Source organism: Granulicella aggregans, assembly GCF_014203275.1.
Lineage (GTDB): Bacteria > Acidobacteriota > Terriglobia > Terriglobales > Acidobacteriaceae > Edaphobacter.
In genome coordinates this window covers 1-19,916 of the sequence record NZ_JACHIP010000002.1, presented here as the reverse complement: position 1 = coordinate 19,916, position 19,916 = coordinate 1, and the positions used below count along the sequence as shown (strand labels likewise).

15 protein-coding genes are annotated in these 19,916 nt (G+C 54.7%); 7 read left to right on the top strand and 8 right to left on the bottom strand.

Annotated features, from left to right (window positions below; all coding sequences use genetic code 11):
• Positions 1-109 precede the first annotated feature (109 nt).
• From HDF16_RS05500 to HDF16_RS05490, 3 genes are all read right to left on the bottom strand, one after another.
• Entirely contained in the window at positions 110-3,085 is a 2,976-nt protein-coding gene (locus tag HDF16_RS05500; RefSeq protein WP_184214368.1) for a TrlF family AAA-like ATPase, read from the bottom strand.
• A gap of 75 nt (positions 3,086-3,160) precedes the next feature.
• Positions 3,161-3,829, bottom strand: coding sequence for a hypothetical protein (locus HDF16_RS05495; protein ID WP_246408774.1), 669 nt, complete (start codon positions 3,827-3,829; stop codon positions 3,161-3,163).
• Between the two features lie 7 nt (positions 3,830-3,836).
• Positions 3,837-4,175: a hypothetical protein gene (locus HDF16_RS05490; RefSeq protein ID WP_246408772.1), complete on the bottom strand. Its 339-nt coding sequence runs from the start codon at positions 4,173-4,175 to the stop codon at positions 3,837-3,839.
• A 771-nt stretch (positions 4,176-4,946) separates the two neighbouring features.
• Here HDF16_RS05490 and HDF16_RS05485 point away from each other — a divergent pair.
• The 3 genes from HDF16_RS05485 to HDF16_RS05475 all read left to right on the top strand — a co-directional run bounded on the left by HDF16_RS05485 (position 4,947) and on the right by HDF16_RS05475 (position 8,411).
• Complete coding sequence (locus HDF16_RS05485; RefSeq protein ID WP_184214362.1) at positions 4,947-6,032, top strand: ABC-three component system protein; 1,086 nt, start codon at positions 4,947-4,949, stop codon at positions 6,030-6,032.
• A complete protein-coding gene (locus tag HDF16_RS05480; protein WP_184214360.1) occupies positions 6,025-6,516 on the top strand; it encodes an ABC-three component system middle component 2 in 492 nt (163 codons plus the stop codon). Before HDF16_RS05485 ends, HDF16_RS05480 begins: the two co-directional genes overlap by 8 nt.
• A gap of 128 nt (positions 6,517-6,644) precedes the next feature.
• Positions 6,645-8,411, top strand: coding sequence for a hypothetical protein (locus tag HDF16_RS05475; RefSeq protein WP_221312554.1), 1,767 nt, complete (start codon positions 6,645-6,647; stop codon positions 8,409-8,411).
• A 17-nt stretch (positions 8,412-8,428) separates the two neighbouring features.
• Here the strand turns inward: HDF16_RS05475 and HDF16_RS31180 are convergent, their stop codons facing one another.
• Both HDF16_RS31180 and HDF16_RS05470 read right to left on the bottom strand, forming a co-directional pair.
• Positions 8,429-8,563 (bottom strand): hypothetical protein, encoded by a 135-nt coding sequence (locus HDF16_RS31180; RefSeq protein ID WP_281383423.1) that lies wholly within the window; start codon positions 8,561-8,563, stop codon positions 8,429-8,431.
• Entirely contained in the window at positions 8,560-9,306 is a 747-nt protein-coding gene (locus HDF16_RS05470; protein ID WP_221312553.1) for a hypothetical protein, read from the bottom strand. The genes HDF16_RS31180 and HDF16_RS05470 overlap by 4 nt, the downstream gene beginning before the upstream one ends.
• A 271-nt stretch (positions 9,307-9,577) precedes the next feature.
• Here HDF16_RS05470 and HDF16_RS05465 point away from each other — a divergent pair, with 271 nt between their 5' ends.
• Positions 9,578-10,138, top strand: coding sequence for a hypothetical protein (locus HDF16_RS05465; protein WP_184214354.1), 561 nt, complete (start codon positions 9,578-9,580; stop codon positions 10,136-10,138).
• Positions 10,139-10,687: 549 nt separating this feature from the next.
• Here HDF16_RS05465 and HDF16_RS05460 read toward each other — a convergent pair.
• The 3 genes from HDF16_RS05460 to HDF16_RS05450 form a co-directional block, all read right to left on the bottom strand.
• Positions 10,688-11,401, bottom strand: coding sequence for a hypothetical protein (locus HDF16_RS05460; protein WP_184214352.1), 714 nt, complete (start codon positions 11,399-11,401; stop codon positions 10,688-10,690).
• A gap of 105 nt (positions 11,402-11,506) precedes the next feature.
• Positions 11,507-12,544, bottom strand: a complete 1,038-nt coding sequence (locus HDF16_RS05455; protein ID WP_246408937.1) for a trypsin-like peptidase domain-containing protein — start codon at positions 12,542-12,544, stop codon at positions 11,507-11,509.
• Positions 12,545-12,603: 59 nt separating this feature from the next.
• Positions 12,604-14,181: an alpha/beta hydrolase gene (locus HDF16_RS05450; protein ID WP_184214348.1), complete on the bottom strand. Its 1,578-nt coding sequence runs from the start codon at positions 14,179-14,181 to the stop codon at positions 12,604-12,606.
• Positions 14,182-14,602: 421 nt separating this feature from the next.
• Between HDF16_RS05450 and HDF16_RS05445 the strand changes: the two genes are divergently transcribed.
• Genes HDF16_RS05445 through HDF16_RS05435 form a run of 3 tightly spaced genes read left to right on the top strand, consistent with a single transcriptional unit; the run spans position 14,603 to position 19,468 of the window.
• Entirely contained in the window at positions 14,603-14,998 is a 396-nt protein-coding gene (locus tag HDF16_RS05445) for a hypothetical protein (RefSeq protein WP_184214346.1), read from the top strand.
• A complete protein-coding gene (locus tag HDF16_RS05440; RefSeq protein ID WP_221312552.1) occupies positions 14,995-17,448 on the top strand; it encodes a hypothetical protein in 2,454 nt (817 codons plus the stop codon). The genes HDF16_RS05445 and HDF16_RS05440 overlap by 4 nt, the downstream gene beginning before the upstream one ends.
• Positions 17,449-17,479: 31 nt before the next feature.
• The gene (locus HDF16_RS05435; RefSeq protein WP_184214342.1) at positions 17,480-19,468 is read left to right on the top strand and encodes a hypothetical protein; all 1,989 of its coding nucleotides are present in this window, start codon (positions 17,480-17,482) and stop codon (positions 19,466-19,468) included.
• The last annotated feature ends 448 nt before the right edge of the window (positions 19,469-19,916 follow it).

Below are 19,916 nucleotides of genomic sequence, written 5' to 3'. Positions count from 1 at the left end.
GTCGAAAGGCTGATCTCTGGAAGATTGGAAGGAATCGCCATTCTTCATTCTCCGTTTTCTGAACTATGTCTGCCGGCTTCGCCGAAAAGAACGGATCTACTACGGTTTGCTATCTTTCGAGCCTGACCCGAAGACGACGTGCACGCTCGCGGAACGCGTCCTCGCCACCTTCGAGGATGTCACATACTGCCTTGCGGATATGGGCTTCCTCCAAACCTCCCGCAATATACGTGATGGAGGGTAGGCCTCCGGAGGGGTGCGGCCCTGCATCGGCGATGATTATCTGGTCAGCATCCGTATTGATGACGAGATTGGCGTTGTGGGTGACCATGATTACTTGGCGTTTGGATTTCGCCGCAACGAACAAGGAAACGAGTTCGTCGAACACCGACTTCGGGTCGAGGTTCTCCTCCGGCTGATCGATGATGAGCGGGCGGTCGTCTGCATCGTCGAGTGCAAGATAAAGCAGCAGCAACACGATGCCACGCGTTCCGGGTGATAGCCTGCGGATGTCGACGCTGTCGTAAGCGATCTCGTAGCGGATGGTGATGTGGTCAGTCCTGAACAACCACTGCGCAAACTGCCTTGACCAGTCCCGAAGTTCCTGCTTCTGCATCGGAGCATATGGCGCATGGGCGACGAGAGCTTTCCAATAAGTCGCAATAAACTGCGTCATCGCCGCTTGAACTTGTGCCGACGTCCCGGTTTCCCACGCTGGCTTGAGTTGAGAGTTTGCGAGGCCGACGAGTGAACCGCGACCTGAAAACGGACCGGCCTTGCGGCGGTCAATCAGCTCTTCTTCGGCGAACTCTCCCCACTTATCCGCGTCAACCACGCGCGAGACGGAGAAGCCGAGCTTGCGAAGGGTTCCGGTCGAACTGGCCAGCCGCGTCATGAGCGGCGCATACAGAGCTTCCAGAACCTGCTGTTCGCTGACAATTGCGTCGAACACACGGCCATAAGCTGCTTCGCGCTCGGTCTGAAGGGCCTTTCGACGTGTCGCGGCAAGCTGCGCGTCCAGAAGTCGCGCTTCGAGCGTCTTGAGCGCGGCGCTCTCTTGAGCAATCCGGAGGGAAAGAGCAGCATATTGTTCGCGAACGATCTTGTCCGCGCTAATGAACTTCTCCAGGCGCGCCATTTCAGCCCTAAGAGTGGCGAGTTTCACCGTCGCCAAATTCTCCCCGGCAGCGATCAACGATACATTTGGATCGCCCAGTGGCGGTGGCACTCCCTGAGTATTCGCAATCTGCTGGTCGGCCCAGACGATGTAACCCGCCAGAGCTTTGTCCACATCGCCCTTGTAGTCGAGCAGGAATTCACTCCATTGTCCCGCATCCAATCTGCTCAACGGATAGCGCGTTTTCACTTCGCGCAGCATCTCCGGGGCCTTAGTGGCCCGCATGCTTTTCACCTCGTCCTGCATGGTGAGAAAGGTGCGGCGTTGATTGCTCAGATTCTGTATGTTTGCCGTGAGGACTTGCGCAGCTTGGCTGAGCTGAGCGTGGCGGGTCGCTTGCGCCTGTGTCCCTTTGAGAACGAGCTTGCTTAGGTCCGCATTGTAGCCATCGACCAGGCCCTTCTTCTGCGCGACCTGAGTGGTCAATGCGGCAACCAATCCCTCCTTCTCCAACTCTTCCGCGATCCGTTCAGAGATCGACGCAATCGCCTCGGCCTCGCGCTGGCGCGATAGCCGAAAGCGCATGGTCTTCGACTCAAGCAGTTCGGCGAAGTTCATGGAACCCTCGCGCTGCTCCTCCGTATGAGCCTCGAAGATGACGCGCTCTATCTCACGAATGAGGCCATCAGAGGCGCCTTTGGATGAACAGAGCTCTTCCACAAACTGCTGGGAGAGATAACGCGCTCTCGGGTACGCTAGGGGTTCGTTGGAGTCGCTGCCGTCCAGAGCGCGCGTGATGCTGCTCCCGCCGCCCCAGGTCAGTGTTACCTTGGCATTACCGATGAGAGTTTGAGCACGCACCAAAAAGGATGGGCTGATATCCTCGTCAGCGTTCCAACCTGCCTCTGTGATCGCATCGCAACCGGCCGCGATGACATCGGCCAAGGCAGTTTTTCCCGAGCCGCGCGCGCCGACGATAGCGACCAATCCATGATTGAGGGGGATGGATGGCGTGGCCGCCCACAGAGCATTGTCGATTTCGACTTGCGAAATCACCTGAGATGGCATGGCATGGCTAGGCGGTTCTTGTCCGATGTGAGCGCGGCTCCCTGGGTCAATACAGGCTTGGCGCAGTGCATCGAATGTGAGCGATCCCTTGATCCAGCAATAGCGATTGTCCGCTGGCTGGCCGACCTTCGACAGATCATGAGCGTCACTGCCGTGGAGACAAGGTTTGCAACCGTCGTATCGTTTCCGCAGCTCGTCGACGCTTACTGAGCGCAGGCCAAGCCAGAACTCACGTTGGGCCGCACTGCTCGCGAAAATGATGTGAGCAAACTTTTCAATTTCCTGACGGATCGTGGCATCTGCCGCCTGGCGCAAGCCGGAAGTACCGTCGTCCGCACCACCCGCCACAGCGATCAAGATATTCTTCTTCGCCCAATCACTTTCCTTGAAAACTTTTCTAAGCTGGTCGAAATTTACTTTTACCTGTGTAGCGCCATGTGCAAGCGCCGTGTGATCGTCGGAGATGGAAGGATCGGCGAGCTTGCCAAGCCGGATGAGCTCCTGACGGGTACAGTCGAAGCTGTCGTTGTGCGCGGTGAAACGAAGTCGCGTGAGGATGCGACGGATTTCGTCGATGTGATTAGGGTCTTCCGGACTGACGATAAGGTGAAGGTTCACGAAGCCCGACCGGGCTGTCACGTCAAGCCTTACTTCGATGTTTGGAAAGATGAGCTCGACGTCTGGAAGGTGGCCTGCTGCGCGCTGCCGAAGTACTTCTTCATAGTTGTCTGTTACGTAATAATCCGTAACACCAATGGCTTCGATCTTAGGCGTGACTTGTTCCAATGCGGCAAGGTATGCTGCCCACGGATCAACTGCCCCGAATTGGTTGTTCAGAACGGTTCCGGGCGTGTGAATGTGAGGCTCCCAGCGCCGCCATTCCGATCCTCGATTCATCATCGCCCCTTCTTACTCAGCGTGGGAACTAACTATTCCAGTGAGTTCGTGCGAGGGCTGAAACCCTATGCTGTGACTCTATCCTGCTCGTGCGATGCCAGCGAGACGATCCAGTATAAGCGGAACCCGTTCGTTATCTAGCACGAATCCAGGAAGCACATCGACGAAGCGACGCTCGGCAAGCAGGGTCCCTGCTGCTTCGGCAAGATAGCCCCGAAGCTCCTGCGGAGATTCTGCAATTTCCTGAAGCAAGGTATCCCGCCCCTCGATTACGGCAACGAAATCTTCAAGATCATGACTGGCCTGAAAATCCATCTTGCCGCGCCCACGAAAAGCTTCCATCTTCGTTCCCAGGAAAAACGGCGCAGTAATGACGCGGATTGATCGTCCGCTCGGCAGAGTGACTGTAAACGCATCGCGAAGCGCCAATTCGTACCAGATGTTTGTGAACCCAAGCACTTCTTCGTTGAGTGCCAACACATCCACTGTCAGAGCGCCGTTATGCCACCGGCAGGTGAGAGGCTTTTCCCCTGCGTCTTCTGTGAAATGGGCCTCGCGGAGGCGTTCCGAGAATGCGATGTAATCCGCATACGTGACGATTTCAGCAATCACATCAACGTCCGTCGTACCACGAATCGGAGCGGCAGCCTTGTCGGTGATCAGCTGCCCCAAGGTGATGCCGCCAACGAAGACAATCTCATCCAGAAAAGGAGCAAGTTTGTTGGCCGCATCTTCCAGCAGCGGCAAGTTTGGGTCAGGCATTGATCTCATTGCCGAGCAGTTCGATAGCGAGGTTCCGCTCTCTCGTTCTCCCGCCACGGATCGCATCGCAGAGCGCGAGAACCGCATAGAACTTGGGATCTCGCAGAGCGGCTTTGGGCGCGCCTTTGTAGAGAGGCTCAATGGAAATTCCTCGAACTGTTCCTTCAGCGTAGGGCCAGACTTCAGGAGGATCGCCATCGCCCAGAAAGCGCGACTTCAGAGGTTCCGCAGCCACAGCCGTAGGGACCCCACGAACAAGAGAGCCTTTTGCTGGCGGAAAAACATACTTGAACCCATGGGACAGGAACTCCAAGAGTGCAAATCGATTCACTCTTTTTTCGCCATTGGCAAAGTGGAGCAAGCCCGATTCGGCACTACGCTTCAGGGATTTCGAGACCTCGGACGGAGAGATGAACAGGCTTTCCGCTAAGTTTTTGGACAGGACTCGGGACTCGTCCTGTATGGCGAGCTTTAGGAGAAGCGCAATGTCCTGGCCTTGCATGGGTTAATTGTAGGCTAGAATTTCCAATTTGGAAATTGGAAATTAGATGCCGACACGCATACGTTACTACGGTGGCAAGGAACGCCCTGCCCGGTGTGCCGATCGCTTATCTCGATTCAGGCTTATTAATCAGGCTTACTAGAGTCCACAGAATGCAATGCGATTGCATCTGAGAAGCAACCCTGACGAAAATGCACGTCGATCGTTCACATCCCAACTGGGAACTTTCGCCACCGCTAACCGCTGCAATGATTGAGGCTGCAATCACGATTGTCGAGGCGAAGCGGTCGTACTTTCGCTGTTGCTCTTGCTCGCGCGCCACGGCTCTGTTCATTTGCCCCACGAGCGCACCGGTTTTCTGACCTCAAGCATGAGAGAATCATAAGCGAACAAAAGGCGAATATGTCAAGGCGTGCGATCACGAACCGGGACGCCAGTAATATCTGCGAAGGATCTCCCGCCAACAGTCTGCCTATTCGTTTGATATGCTTGCGGTTGCAATCCGCTGACCTCAAAGAACACTGCTCGACTTGGTTCGAAAACCGATTTCAAGGCATGCAGTCATATGCCGCTGGACGCCCCGCTTTGGACAAGAGCCCCGTGAATGGCACAACTCGGAAGCTGAACGCTGGAGCTGGCGGCGACACACCTACCCAGATCGGATCGGGGATGAATTTCCCGGTCGCCAAGCTGATCGAGCTTTTAGAGCCAGCGCAATGGGAGGAATTCACCGAGGAATGGGCGTATTCCCTCAAATCGTACAAACATGTTGAGCGATGGTCCGGCTCCGGCGATATGGGAAGGGACATCATCGGCTTCATGTCGGATGAGAAGTTCGCCGGTCCTTGGGACAACTACCAATGCAAACGCTATGCTGGCAAACTGACTCCCAGCCAGATGTGGGTCGAAATCGGCAAGATGGTCTACTACACCTTTCGCGGTGAGTTCACCGTCCCGAAAAACTATCACTTCGCCGCATCGAAGGGTGTGGGGCTCAGCCTTCAGAAGCTCCTGGCCGATCCTGCAAAATTGAAGAAGGGCCTGATCGACAATTGGGATGCCCAATGCAAGACCAAGATCACCGATACCGCCGCCATTCCGCTCGAAGGCAGACTGCTCGAATACCTGAACAAATTCGATTTCCGGATCTTCAAATACAAGACTCAGGTCGAGCTGGTTGCAGGCCACGCGAACACAATCTTTCATCAACGACGTTTCGGCACAGCGAGTTTTCCCGAACGTCCTCCGGTCGATGCGCCACCGGAAGAGATCCACACCAAGGAAAGCCGTTACGTCCAACAGCTGTTCGAGGTCTACTCGGAGAAAATGGCGAAGCAGCTTAACAGCTACGATCAGCTTGAGGAACATCCGGATTTGCGGCAGCACTTTGACCGATCACGCGAAGTCTTTTACTACGCGGAATCGCTGCGGAACTTTCCGCGCGATAGCGTCGATCCCGGCGCGTTCGATGCGATTCGCGATGAAATCTACCATGGCGTCGTGAATACCTACGAGATGGACTATTCCACTGGCTACGTGCGCATGGGGCAGACACTCCAGCAGGCAGGCAACATCACGCCCAACTGCAATGCGCTTTGCATCCGTATCCAGACGCAGGACAAGCACGGGCTGTGCCACCATCTGGCCAACGACGACAAATTCATATGGGTGAAGAAGAATGGCTGAGACGATACAGGGACTTCAGACATTCAATAGCCCTATCGAGACAGGCGTGCGCGCCCTGATTCTGCTTGCAGCCTCATATCCGGCCGAGATGGACCTGCAACGCATTCTCGAATTCGAGTACATGATGGTTCATACGGAGGATGTCGATGGACCGCCGAGCATCCATCCAGCCCTCCCGCTCCGTTCCGGAGAGCTTCTTGTCAGGCGCCAATTGATCGAACGCGGTCTGCTGCTGATGGCGAGCCGCGGCCTCGTCAGCATCCATGCGACAGTCACAGGATTCACTTACCGCGCAGAAGACGATGCCGGTCCATTCCTTGACGCCCTTTCGGCAGAGTACCTTCATGATCTGAAAGACAGAGCGCAGTGGGTGGTTGATCGGTTCAGCGAAATGACCGATCACAACATTCGCCTGATGCTCACGCGCATCTACGACCAATGGTCCCGAGAGTTTCAGGTGCCTGAACAGCCGAGGCTATTCTGATGGCGTTCAAATCCCTCCAATTTCGGTACATCCGGTTCCTTGGCCCTGAGAAGGAACCCGCCGAATACACGTTCAAGCCAGGTCTCAATATCCTTTGGGGTTCCAGCGACACAGGCAAAACGTTCCTGGTGCAGGCCATGGATTTTATGCTCGGGGCCGGATCGAAGCTGAAGGACATTCCGGAGCGCGCCGGTTACGACCGGGTACTGCTTGGCATAACCACAGCGGACGGTAAGGACTACACCCTGCTGCGCAGCATCGATGGTGGCAGCTTCCGCCGTTTCGATGGGCTGCTAAAGGACTCGCCGACCGACAAGAAGGCCGGGAAGACCATGTCCACGGTCCATACGACAGACAACTACAACAACCTGTCGCATTGGCTCTTGCAGGAGATCGGCCTCGACAAAAAAGATATTCTCTTCAATTCCAAGACTGGCAAGACCAGAACACTTGGCTTCAGGGCACTCGCACATCTCTGCGTCATCATCTACCCCAAAATCACGCAAGCGATCTCGCCGCTTTACGACGGCCAATATCACGACTATACCCGCGAATACGGTGTATTCAAGCTCTTACTGACTGGCGTGGATGATTCCGCCTTGACGCCGGAGACAGCCGCTGAACTCGAAGTGGCTATCCCTGTCAGCAGGCCTCCGGTGCGGCCGGAAGCGCTAGAACAGATGATCTACGGGTATGAAGAGGAACTGGCGAAGTTCACTGACAACCCTGACGGGCTCGACAAAGAAGAAACCGATATCGAAGAGGACCTTGGCAAGCTTGAGACTTCCCTGAAGGTTATGGAAGGCACGATCTCCAATACCAGCAAACAGCGCAAAGTCGTCTATGATCGCTTTGCTACCCTGACCGCGCGCCGTGATGAGATCACCGAACTGCACCAGCGTTTCCGGCTGCTCGATGCGCAATATACCAACGACATCAAGCGGTTGCTTGCGATAGAAGAATCCGGTCAATTCTTCGTTCTCAGAGATCCCATGGCATGCCCCTTGTGCGGCGCGCAGCCCGAGGGCCAACATCACGACGCTGCATGCGATGGCAATGTCGCAGCCGTCACCAAGGCGGCAGCGGCAGAGATTGCCAAAATCAGGACTCTTCAGTCTGAGCTCCATGAAACCGTCACAGCATTATCGACGGAGCAGGTTGAAGTCATTCGTGAGCGCGGAACGCTTGATGGTGAACTGAAGGATTATCAGCAGCAGATCGATACTGCCCTTTCACCTGATTTTTCCGATACTCGCAAGAAGCACGCTGCGCTGATTGAAAAGCGCTCAACCGTGCAGCAAGCTGCGGCCCTTTTTAAGCGCATACGCATACTGAAGCGGCGCTTGGATGAACCGACTCTGACGCTGCCGCCACCCGAGAAACTAGAGGAAAAAGACGGTCCTGCCGCAGTCGAGCAATACATCTCGAAGTCCGTTTTGCGTGAGTTCTCCCAGACAGTCGAGAAGGTCCTCAACGAGTGGCATTTCCCCGATGCAACCGATGTCTACTTCGACGAGGTCCAGCGCGACGTGGTCATCGGAGGCAGACCGCGCGGGAGCCGGGGCGCTGGGCTATGCGCTATCACCTATTCGGCTTTCACGATTGCCCTTTTCGAATACTGCCGCTCCCGCAATATGCCGCACCCAGGCTTCGTTGTTCTCGATTCACCGCTCATCGCTTACAAAGAGCCAAAGATCGACGATGAGGGCATATCGGGCACCGATTTGAAACCAAGGTTTTATCAGCACTTGGAAGCCTTCGCTGGCGATCAGCAGATATTCATCGTGGACAACACGGAGCCGCCAGCAGACTTCCTGCTCAAGGCAACCCACTTCACGAAGAATCCGACGATACCGCGTTATGGTCTGTTTCCGCCCCGCCAGAAGCCGCAGTAGGGGACGGTTAGAGGAAGTCAACTTTCAGGCTTTGCGTCTCCTTGCGCCCGCTTATAGGCCTTCCACTCTTCGATCATTGCATCGGTTGCGCTTTGGTCACCATCATTGATGGCGTTAACCATTTCGCCGACAGCAGGAGCGATAGCGCTCAATTCTGTCTCCTAGACACTCCTATCAACTTCCCGATTTCTGCCTGCATTTCAAGGCGTGCTTGCGTTCCGGCCACCATATCTTGACAACTGCGGACCATTATCCAACGGTCCAACCCAGACATGAGGCAAAGCGTTCCCATCGTCTCCGTGATGTCATTCCCGGTCATTAGCAGGAAGTTCAGCCCGCGCGCTTGAAATGCGTGAGTCGTCGTATTGCCCGGATGACTGCTCTTGCTCGGGGTATAGAACCGGTTTTGAGAGAACGGATCGTTGCAGACGACGAAATAGAGCATCATCTCTTTCGGAAATGGGGCCAGCCCGATCAGATATAGGCGCAGAGCTTCCTGATGCCATCCGAGATCGATCTGGTCATGTTTTCCGAACGGCCGGCTCCAATAATGCGCAGCCGCACGCCAGAACACGCTCAAAGCGAAATACCCGAGCTTGTCTCTTTCCACCATCGGAGACACCCTATGCCCGTAATAGGTAAATCCGTACGCCTCTTTTGTCTTCTGGCAGCCCATCAACGTCCGGAGCAGAGGGAATGATCGTCCCGCCTTCTGAGTGACCTGGGACATGGCGTACCGCTCCCCGTTCCGGTTGAAGAGCTGTTCGCAGTCCCGGCAGAGAACAAAATCCTTGATCGCCTTCGATGTCTGAACTTTTCCTCGCTCAGTCAGCATCGTCGGGTTCGGGTTAGGGTCGCCGTCGAGCCGTCCCTGACGGTAGAGCGCGGCAGGCATAAGGTGACTATCCTGCAGTTCACGGGTTTGGAGGCAGAGTTTGCACTGCCCAATAGGGAGCTTGCTCATGGTCTATGCTCGACATCCACTCTAAATCCCGAACTTGGCCCCCTGAATTGTTAGAATTTCGGTGAGAAAGCATCCAATGTCCAACGACCCTGATCAACTTGAAGAGACTAGCTCGCCCACCGGAACGCCAGCGTGGCGCATCTGGCTGATAATCCTCGCTTCAGCAATAGCCGCCTTGGCACTTTTCTATCTGATTCACACGGTGATCGTTGATCCCAAGACGAAGCCTAGCGACGTTTCCGCGACCACCATTTTCCTCTACAGCTTAGGAGCTATCGTTCTTTTGGTCGTTCCGTGGCGAGAAATCGGCCTGATCCCGAAGAAGATCGGAGAAATTGAATTTGACACTGCCCTCAGCACGCAGAAAAAGGAACAAATCGATGCAAACGTCGCTCTGCAGGCAGAAGTCGATAAGCTGAAAGAAACCGTCGCTGCGCTTCAAGCGTCGATTCGCGCCACCGGTCGAGAACTTCATCTCCAGATTGTGGATACGCCAGGCACCGACGATTTCTCCCAAACTTCCGAGGCGGAAAATCTCGTTTTCCGGTTTCTCGAAAGATACAAAGGAACTTTCTTCAGCCCGCTTCGGCTTCGGAATTGGGGTTCGAAGCAGAACGGATTTTCCGAGCTGAACAAGTTTTCGAAGGAAGAAGTCACGAAGGTTCTGGCAGATGGAGTTGCCAAACGAACGATAAGCGTAAAGGTGAGCGCCATCGGAAATACTCTCTATGGCATCTCCAAACGCCGCCTGAAGGGCAAATGAACCGCGGGTGCTGGCGAGGGTGCTAAAATCCGCTCTTGGATATTTATGGGTGCCTTTGAATGCTTTCCGTAGCCATCGGAGTGCATTGGTTTCAATGAGTTACGGTTGGTGGGTTGAATGGCATGGAAGAGGTCATCGGTTCGATCCTGAAATGACGATGATGTGAGTAATTCTTGGTCCTGCAGGTTCTGACAGACGAGTTTCGGGATGGACACAATACGGACACATTTTGGGCACCAGAACATACGACTCAGAACCAGAAGATACAACAACTGTGAATGTCTAAGGTCCGCAACGTCAACAACTTAGACTGATTCTAACCGCTTAGCAGATTGGAAGGCGGCCCTGAAAAGGTTGGCGTCGGCAGTTCGATCCCTTTTTCACGACATCGCCAGTTGAGTAGTGAACCACAACTATGCCGCTAGGCGGAGCACAAGCGCGACAATTGGGATGCGTAGAGGTGTGCAATGATGGTGGCCAGAGATGGGTTCGAGTGCCATTACACGATCTTCTTTGGGCGGACACTGGGGCACCAATGCAATATGTTCATCAGTCCTCAGGAATTGGGAAGACCACCGGCGGCGACTGTCCATTGCTGACCGCTGAGGCGAACAGTGCCTCAACGCCTCCGCCAGACTGTCCGAATGCCGGGGCGACCGTGCCTGTTGTCACGCGTGTACTCCTCGGAGCTGCAATCTGGTAGCGGTAGAACGCGGAAAGCACATTGGGTAGGGCGTAACGTCCCACCGCCGCAAATCCGCTAGTCACCAGCGGATGATCCGAGTCGGTCGTGGCGTAGGTTCCCGCCGCGAAGTTTCCGTTCAAGGGGTTGACCCGTTTGTCCGGGTTGTAGGCGGAGAAGCGGTAGAACATCCTGCGGGCAGTGAGTGAATAGGACTTCACGAGTCCGCTCGGGGGTGCAACGCTCGCCGAAGGCCCAGAGGGAGGAGCCGCCGGCCCTCCACCTCCCACAACCCTCGGCGGCGCAACCGTCATGGACGACAAGCTTAGCGTGTTATCCGTCTCCGCGGCATTTCGCATCCCTTCGATGAGGCGGACGCCATTCAACAGAATTGCGGCCGGACCTTTCTCGTCGGAAAGCTGGAGATCGGTTACGTCGTAGGCAATCTCAGCATTAAAGACGAGCAACTGCATTCGTACATAGTTGCTAACACCCTCGACAAACTGAAACCCCATACCTGTTTCAGGGAACGCCAATAGCTCTTGCGTCGTATCCTCACTCAGCTTCCATCGTGTGCTCATTCTAGGCCTCCGCATTCGCCGCTTGGGCTCTCGTTCCGATCACGTTCAGAGCCTCCTTAGGTCTCAATTTGGCCTTCGTAGGCCGATCTTGAAGCAAAGCACTGGCTACCTAAACCCGCGCGGTCTCGGCCGAACCTTGCCCAGATCGAGGGTCAGCGACGTATCACCAGCGTCTCCGATGGCCGCGACGGTAAAGCTCTCAATGCACCAAAAATGATTTTCGGCCACTCCACTTTCATCCAGCAGCGAAAACAGCTCATAAGCATCTTCTTCCTCACTAGTGAAGCTTGGATGCATCACGAAGGTCACGTAACCGCCCCTGATGGTTCGGTTTCGATCAAGGGTTTCGTATTTCAAATCAACTCGAAAGTGACTCCCCGCCGTCCTAATTCGCGCAGTCAACCTGCGTGTGGCGTTCTCGGAGACCGGCCCAAAAAGAAGGAGATTTGGATCGTCTTCTCCATAATCGTGGATACGAGGGCGATCAGATTCCGGAATTCGAAACCGGACCCTCAATTCTGGATTGAACGCGGCAATAGTCCGACTTGGAATGCACCACGCGACCTTTTGTTCGTTGAGTTCCGTTACCACCAATCCGACGAATCCGCCAAGGTCCGGAGACCAGACGGGAGCGCCACTGAACCCACCTTTGACCAAAAGGGCCCCCTCGCTTTCCATCTGCACCAAGCCCTTCGCGTCTGCTGCCTGAAGGATGCCAATCGAGTTCCTGCCTTGAGGATCGGAGTCTGGAAAGCCGAGCACAGAAAATGACTTGCGTCCATGACGGAGCGGTGCAATAAACTCCACGGGAGTGATCATTAGGACTCCAGGAAGATCTTTGATCTTGAGCAGACATAGGTCGTTTTCCGGGCCTTCTTCGTCCGAAAAGCGGACTACTTCTCCTAGACATTTGGGAGTCCCCACCACTCCGATCAGAGTCATCGGCACAACAGCGTCAGCCTTCAATGGCTTCCTGCGACCGAGTGCAAAGCGAACGACGTGTTTGCAAGTGATTACCGTCTGAGAGTTCACAAGGCAGCCTGCTCCGACGATACGGCCTCGGGCATCATGAAATGCAACGACCCGTGCAGTCTCCTGGTCTGTAATCCGAAGAGTTAGCCGCGTGGAATTCTTTTTTGCCATGATATTTCCTCTTTGTCCCCCGCTCCCAACAATGTGTCCTCCATCGGCAGTTAGGGAGGCTAACGGCGAAACGCCCAATGCGGCCCGGCCAGAGCCCCCGCAACAACTTTTCGGAGGCCCGCTCGACCGTCTGGCCCGGTGCATCTTTTTAGGAGTTCGAAAACATCGCTCAGGACGAACCGATCCCCCATGGCATATGAGTGACCCAAGAAGTCTGTATCGACGGCACTGGCATCTACGGTATCCAAGAAGGGCAAAATGATTAAGTTCTTTCCCGACTCGCCAGCTCTTGGGGAGCCATTAATCGCCTTCGAGGCAAGAAGTGCCTTGTCGTTCGAGGATGCGTACAGCGTGACTCGTTTCGGTAACTTTTGAATGTCTTTGGCGACTTGCGTGAATACCATTCTGTCTTCGTCCGGAGCCGCAAGAATAACGTTATGAATGTTGGACTCTTGCTTACGCCCGGCGAGCCTTTGCAAGGCGCTCAATAGCGCTCGATTGCCCATGCTGTGTGCGATCACGTGCAATACTTCCGCGCCGCTACGGCGAATCACGGCATCGAGAAAGTCCTGAAAGTGCTTTGCGCTTGATGCAATCGTCGCTGAATCCGCGAAATACCCCTTTACCGAAGCGCGGGAGGGCCAACTGAACAGTACCGCTGCTCCGCCGAAGTTCAGGTCGTAGGCCATCTGACCGGTCCGGCGGACAGCATTTTCAAATGAAACATTGAACCCATGAATAAAGACGAATGCAGCCTTGTCTGCGGATGACCTCACCTGTGCTCGCAGGTCTCGATAGAAACTATCGGGTTCAAGAACCGTCGTATCCCACAGCAAGACATGCTTCGCCGGGTCTCTTTTGAACTCAAGCCGATACCATTTGGGGGACTCCAGTTCTCCCATGGTGTGATGATCGATAGGGATCGATACGTGACAGCAACCGAGTCGAATTTTCTCTTCGGGATCACGATTCTTACCAAATGTCACGATGCCGCCGGTCCCCTCAGGTTCCCTGTCGGTTCCGAAATAGACTGGCACCAGGGTATAGGGGTGATTTCCCTCGGAAGGGATCGGTTGTGACGTGGGCTCCGCGAAAGTAATGCCTGCAGCTCTTGCCTTCTGCGCGCTGATGTCTCTGCCGACGGCATTTCTCGGCATTGCTCTTCTCGCGGCCGTCTTTTTTGCTGCTTTTCTTACTGGGGCCTTCTTGATCGACGGCCGTCCTACTTGTTTGAGCGGAGCTCCCGCCTTTGCCGAACCTGCGGGCTGCAAAGTCCCAATCGCCCTTACTACCCCTGTCTTCGCTTGCACGAATACAACGCGATTCGGCGAGTTGAGAGCCAATGCCTTTACGACTCGCAAAGATTGAGGCGGAGCGCGGCGGCCAGAGAACGCTTCGCTGGCTAGATGTTCACGCAGGCCTAGCGCACGTTCAACTCGGATCTCCGAGGTGTTTCCTTTGACCTTCGCCTCAAACTCGGATCGAGTCAGTAGATACCACTTTGTCCCCTCTTCATGTCTTCTAAAGATCACGATCCAGCGTCCTCGAAATTTGTCGAGAATGCGTTGCGCGAAACCCAGGTTCTGCCAGGCGTCTATGACGATGAAGCTATCGTTGATCCACTGGATCGGAGTCATGTCGTTCTCTCCGTAATGCTTCGAATGCAATCATACTGCCCTCAGTCGCCGATTTGATCGGACTTAGTTAAGGTCAAGCAAAGCAATTGGCCGAGAAAACCCGAGTCTCCCAGCGCCGCTAGCCTCTTCGGGCTCGAAGCGACCCGTCTGGCCGAAGCTGGGTTTACTCAACTGGGCAGACTTACCAAGAGGTGACGGACGCTTGAGCCTCAACTTTCGCCACACCGCAACTGAAAGAGACGCCTTCGAAACTCCGATTCTTTCGATTGCGTCCTCCCAGTTTGCACAATAGAAGGAAGAGTGGGATGTCGACGCGTCCGGTTTAGTACAAATCTGACCGTTCTTAATAGAAACTGCGCTACACTTGCTTTCCATCGATACAAGGCTCCCATACTTTGCTCAGGAAAGGCTTGGCCACGTTATGGAGAAGACGGGCACGCTCAAAATCGCGAACCACGAGTCCAAAGTGAACGGCACCCTCCTCGCGCGAGAGACGGACGATCAGGACGAATTCGGTGCAGCAACTGAGTTCATGATTAACAACAACTGTGACGATGGCGATTGCGTGACCATCACAGGGAACCTAAAGGGTGGGGTCTTCTGGGTTGACACTGCCAAGAAGGTGGATAGCTCTCTCTGCGCCGGCCCTGCATTGGCCAGAGCGGAATTCTCTGTCGCAGTTGCGAAGTCTGCGGGGCGGGTTCCGGCAAAGAAGACAAAGGCTGCCAAATCGGCGACACCAAAGCTAATCACTGTCCCCGGAAAGCAAAAGAAGGCAGTAAAGAAGGCCAGCAACAAAAAAGGCAAGAAGCCATGAGTGTTCGCCGCTGGAGAGCATTGGCTCTTGGCCTCCTGATCTCTGCCGGCGTCGTCTGTGTTGGCCAAGGCACAGGGGAGCGCCAGGACCAGGTGAGCTCCCCGTCGGATGCGAGTCAAAACTGTGATGCTAAGCCCGGAGCACAAAGAGACGAAAAGTGCCCGGCGGTAACGACCCAGCAACCTGCAATAAAACCGACAGAGACTCCCGAAGCAAAGAAAAAGAGGCGGGAACTCGAAAAAGCCATCGACCAACGCGCCGTCGAGACGACCGGTATCGAGGTGGCTCAGCCAAAGATCTACGATGACTCGCTCCTACAGCAGATGCTGAACGCCGCTGAAGCGAAGCTCATGAGTCTCCAGATTCTCGACCAGAGCGGAATTGCGAGCCATCTTGGGGCGGTGACAGGGGCGACGCAGTCGATCTCCTCTTTTGGTCTTTCGGTTCAAGGACCTACTCTGCCCCAAATAGCGACGACGAACAACGGCGCAACCAGCAGCACCGTGACGGGTGACACAAACACCACTACGACGGGAGCCACGCCCGGCACCAGTTCGACGACCAGCTCTCAGACTACCGCTGGTGCTCCAACCACGAATGTAACCACGACGACTCCTCAAATGGCTCCTCCGTCCGTCACAGTGCCCGCGCCATCTACCACTCTTCCAAGCTCGTTCAGCGTATCGGGCTCTGACCTTCTGGGTGAACAGATGCAACTCACCTATGAAATTGCAAACCTTCGCCTTCTCCTGGAGGGCTCGCTCAACGATTGGACCGTGGGTACAACAAAGTTAGTCAAACCGCGCGTAACGCTCGGTTTTCCCATCACGATCAATCCTGACAAGCATGCGAAGGATGCGACAGCGGTTGTTGAGATCGAGATCGACAAGGATACAGACACCAAACCGCCCACGGATGAAATTCCAGCTCTTATCACGCTTCTCCCACGCGAAAAGACCTACAACGTGGCGAAGATCACCGATAACAGTCTCGCCATAAGCGCCGGCATTGCCACCCAAATGGTGGGCGTGAGTGGAGCGTACGGCCGGTCGAAAAAGACCTACTACCTCGTAAAAGATGTGGATACAGTCGCGCTCACATTTCAACCGCAAGATCCAAAGCGCATCGGATTCATGTGGCAATTTCGTCCCGTGCTGGGACAGCGGTATGTCAAAGCCGGGCTCAAGCAGACTTTTGTCCAGGTCGCGTTCCCCTCGAACTGGAGCAACTCAAACTTCGGCAGTATCCACATCCGGACCTATTGGAAGTATTTCGATCGGAAAGAAGGGTACGCAAAGGTCGTTCAACGGGATTCGCTCCGAGACGACACAAAGACGTGGCCTATTCCTAACTACTCTCTCGCTCAGGTTCCGAAGGAGTTCGACTACAAATCGCTTCAGGATCTCGGAAACGGCCAGATGTTGGTGACGGTCGCCGGACGCTTTCTTGGCGGCACATACGTTCGGGTAGGGAGCACGTTTCTTCGAGACGGAAGCCCGGCATTTAGTGCTGAGTACCAGCAGATTCGCTTCGTAGCGTCGGTAGCCGATCTGGCCACGAAACAAGTCGCGTTGGTCGCTCGTGATGGAACCGAGACACAACTCGTCTTCAAGAACGACGCTTACGTCGGAACCCTAGCGAAACCCGATATCACGTTCACTCCGGTTGACGACTCGAACATCCAGATTGCGGCCAAATTTTCCTCGATCCCGGCGATTCACGACCACATTCCCTTACTTGCGATTGTCGGCAGCAAGGTTTACGGCTATTCCGACGCTCCCATACTGCGCGACGGTACTACGCTGATCTTCGTGGTTCCAACAGCGACTCTTCTCGCAAATCCAACCATTGTCATCAAATCTCTATTTGCTCCAGACGCCTACTGGAAGGACACGCAATTTGCAGCGACGCCCTATCCCCAGGGCTCGCAGCCTCCCAAGCTGGCGTTACTCGAGCAAACAGACGACTCTTTCAAGTACCTTCTCTATGGTCCGGGATTGAAGGACGCAGTCTTCCTCGCCCCACAAGGTCTCGTCCCATCGCCGCTGCCCAAAGATACTGGCGATTCCCTCCGCGTGGTCACCTTGAAGAAAGATCAAGCCAAAGCGGACAAACAGCTCGTTTTTATAACCGCCAAAGGCCTCCGCTTCGCTCTTCCATTTCCATCGGTCGACACCCCGGACGTCAACAAATACAACCTCAAGCCCTTGAAGCCGGTGTTGGTTGGAGACGACGAGGTTGTGTTTCAGGGAGATGGTCTCAGCGGATTGCAGAAGGTTCTGTTCAACGGCGCCGAATTGAAGTTGCGCAAACAATCGGACGGCAAAATGATCTGGATCCAAGGGCTCAAAGCTGCAGGTGTAACGGCGGAAGCGAAGACGCAATCACTGGATTTCGGCTTCAAAGCAGGCAAGACGACGGTCAAGTTAACGGTTTCCGCCAAACCCTGATCGGCACCGCCTGCAAAGGGAGACTGCTGAGATGAAGGTTCTGCTAAACCGGCGACTCGTAAGTACGCTACTCTGCATCGCGATAAGTCTTGGCGCGGCAGGTCCCCTTCTGGCCGCTAAGAAGGCAGGGCCGAAAAATACTCCAAATCCAAATACCACCAATAAGCCCGTGCCATCGCCGGTGCAGTCCTTCGACGGCGATAAAGCAGATTCCTCTTTCACCTGGGACCAGTTGGTTGCGGGGACCGCTAGCATCGCTATCTGGAACAAGTCATCATCCATCCAGGCAGTGGCCATCGAGGGGGGAAGCCTTATTGTGCTTTCCTCGACGCAGCCGGCCTCGACCACGTCAACGATTCCATTTGAGGTGTCACCCGCGACGGCAAAGATCGATCCGTGGCAGGCGATGAGTTTCGTAATCTCGTTGAAAGACAAGAAGGCCAAGCCTGCCGAAAGTGGAGCTTATGGTGGCGTTGTACGGATCAAGAGTACCGATCCTGCCAAAGATTCGATCTTTCGTACATTTCGCATCGCTGTGCAGGCGCCCCGACCAGCTCTATCCAAAATCAATTTCGTTGCTTGGCGAATCATACCCTTCCTCCCAATTTGGTGTGCCAGCGGCCACGTTCCCTTGGCAGTAACTCTCGGCCCAGACTCTCCGGCTAAACCAAGAACTGTGGGATATCTTCACAAGGATTTACAGGGATGGGCTCAAGTCCAGTGGACCAAAGTCAAGCAGCGTAAGGATGGTTCGTCAGTTGCAGTTTTGGAGATCAGTCACCTCCATTCTGCGGGACGATACGAAGGGGATATCAATCTCCTCGGTACTCAGGACAAGACCTCGCAACTGTCGGTTAGTGTTACGGCGAAAGATATCTTTCTTTGGCCCGTCCTGATGATATGTCTCGGCATTTGGGTCGCCTGGCAAGCGAAGCGATATCTGGGAGTGTTGCGGATCACATGGGGCTTACGTAAACAGGAAGCGGATCTCGGAGCGGCTTTTCAGAAAAGTCAGCAAAAGTTCTTAGAACTGGCCAATGGAAAACCTTTCGCGTCGTACTCCATCGCTAAAGACATATCCGATCAGCGGGCTGCCGTTCGCAGTGATCTTGACGAACTGGAAAAGCTTCACACCACCTCGCTTACCAGCAACGTGACCTACGACAATGTCGTGACGGCGCTTCAAACGCTCCAACAACAGATTGCCCAATGGCCCGAGTTGGCTTCGGCCGCTGTATCGCTAGACAAAGCAGTCAACACTGCTCTGGCAAATATCGACCCGAGTGCGACTATTCCGGTGCATCAGTATCCTCGTAATCCGGCGTTCCTGAGTGACGTGCAGAAATTCCTCATGGGGATACCGATTGCAGGCGCGGGGATAGCGCCCCTAACAAAGGAAATTCTCGACGCAGCCTCGTTGGTGCGTACCTGGGACGAAGCGAATCAGAGCGCCGTTGCCGTCTCGAAAGCATATGGCAGCATTGTGTCAGCTGGAGGAGCAAATGCGGGTCAGGCACAGCTTGATGCAATCAGAGACAGCCTCATCGCGGTCTGGACTCATTTGTGGCAAGGGAAGGTGGCCGGAGACTTCGCCACAGGACCCGGCACCGATCTTGACTCGGCGCTACAAGGAATTACGCGACTCAAATCCGACCGCAAGATGATCGCTTCACTCGGTCCGCCAATGGTAGCAAGCGCGACCTCCGCATTGGATCATCTGTCGGAGCTCCAGAGTTTTCCTTCGGCTTCCTACTCCGAGCATTTGCCAGCAGATGACACGCAACGAGCGGCTATGCTTGTGCGCGCCATTGGCCTTTGGGACCAAGCCTCCGTGATCCTCGCCCTGATCATCGCGCTCATCACAGGTCTCAATACCAACTATTGGAGTAAGCCCTTTGGAACGTTTCAGGATTATGCCGTGCTATTTCTCTGGGCGGCTGGCACCAAAATCGGCGTCGACATCGTCACGGCGGTAACAGACAAGCTTGTTTCCGCTGCGTCGTTGGCTCCGCGGGCATGAGGAAGCTGTGAGCGCCAGATGCAAGGTCACCGACCGCAAAGAGAATCGGCCAGTAACGTAACCAGCAGTGACACTTATGAGGTTAGATCGTTTTGTACCAATTTTGTACCGCCGAGCCGGGAGAGGTGGCATTTTCGGATTTCATGCCATTTTATTTTCTGTAACTTACAGATACGCAAGACCCACGGAAAGAACGATCCCGTCTCTGGCCACCATTTAGAACGAAATCCCTATATGTGAATCTCCCACATTGCCTCCTCCTTGGAGGCTTTTTCATTTTCGCTGTAAGCAGCTTATTTTGAATAACATCGCTGTCTCATCCTCAGAGGGCTGGCGTCTTGTCAAGATTGAAAGTAAGCGTACGTCGACTCCCTCTGGCTATGTTTCCTGATCGTGGTTGAAGATTGCGGCATGCTGCAGTCAGGTATGGGTGAGGGTCGTCGTGTTC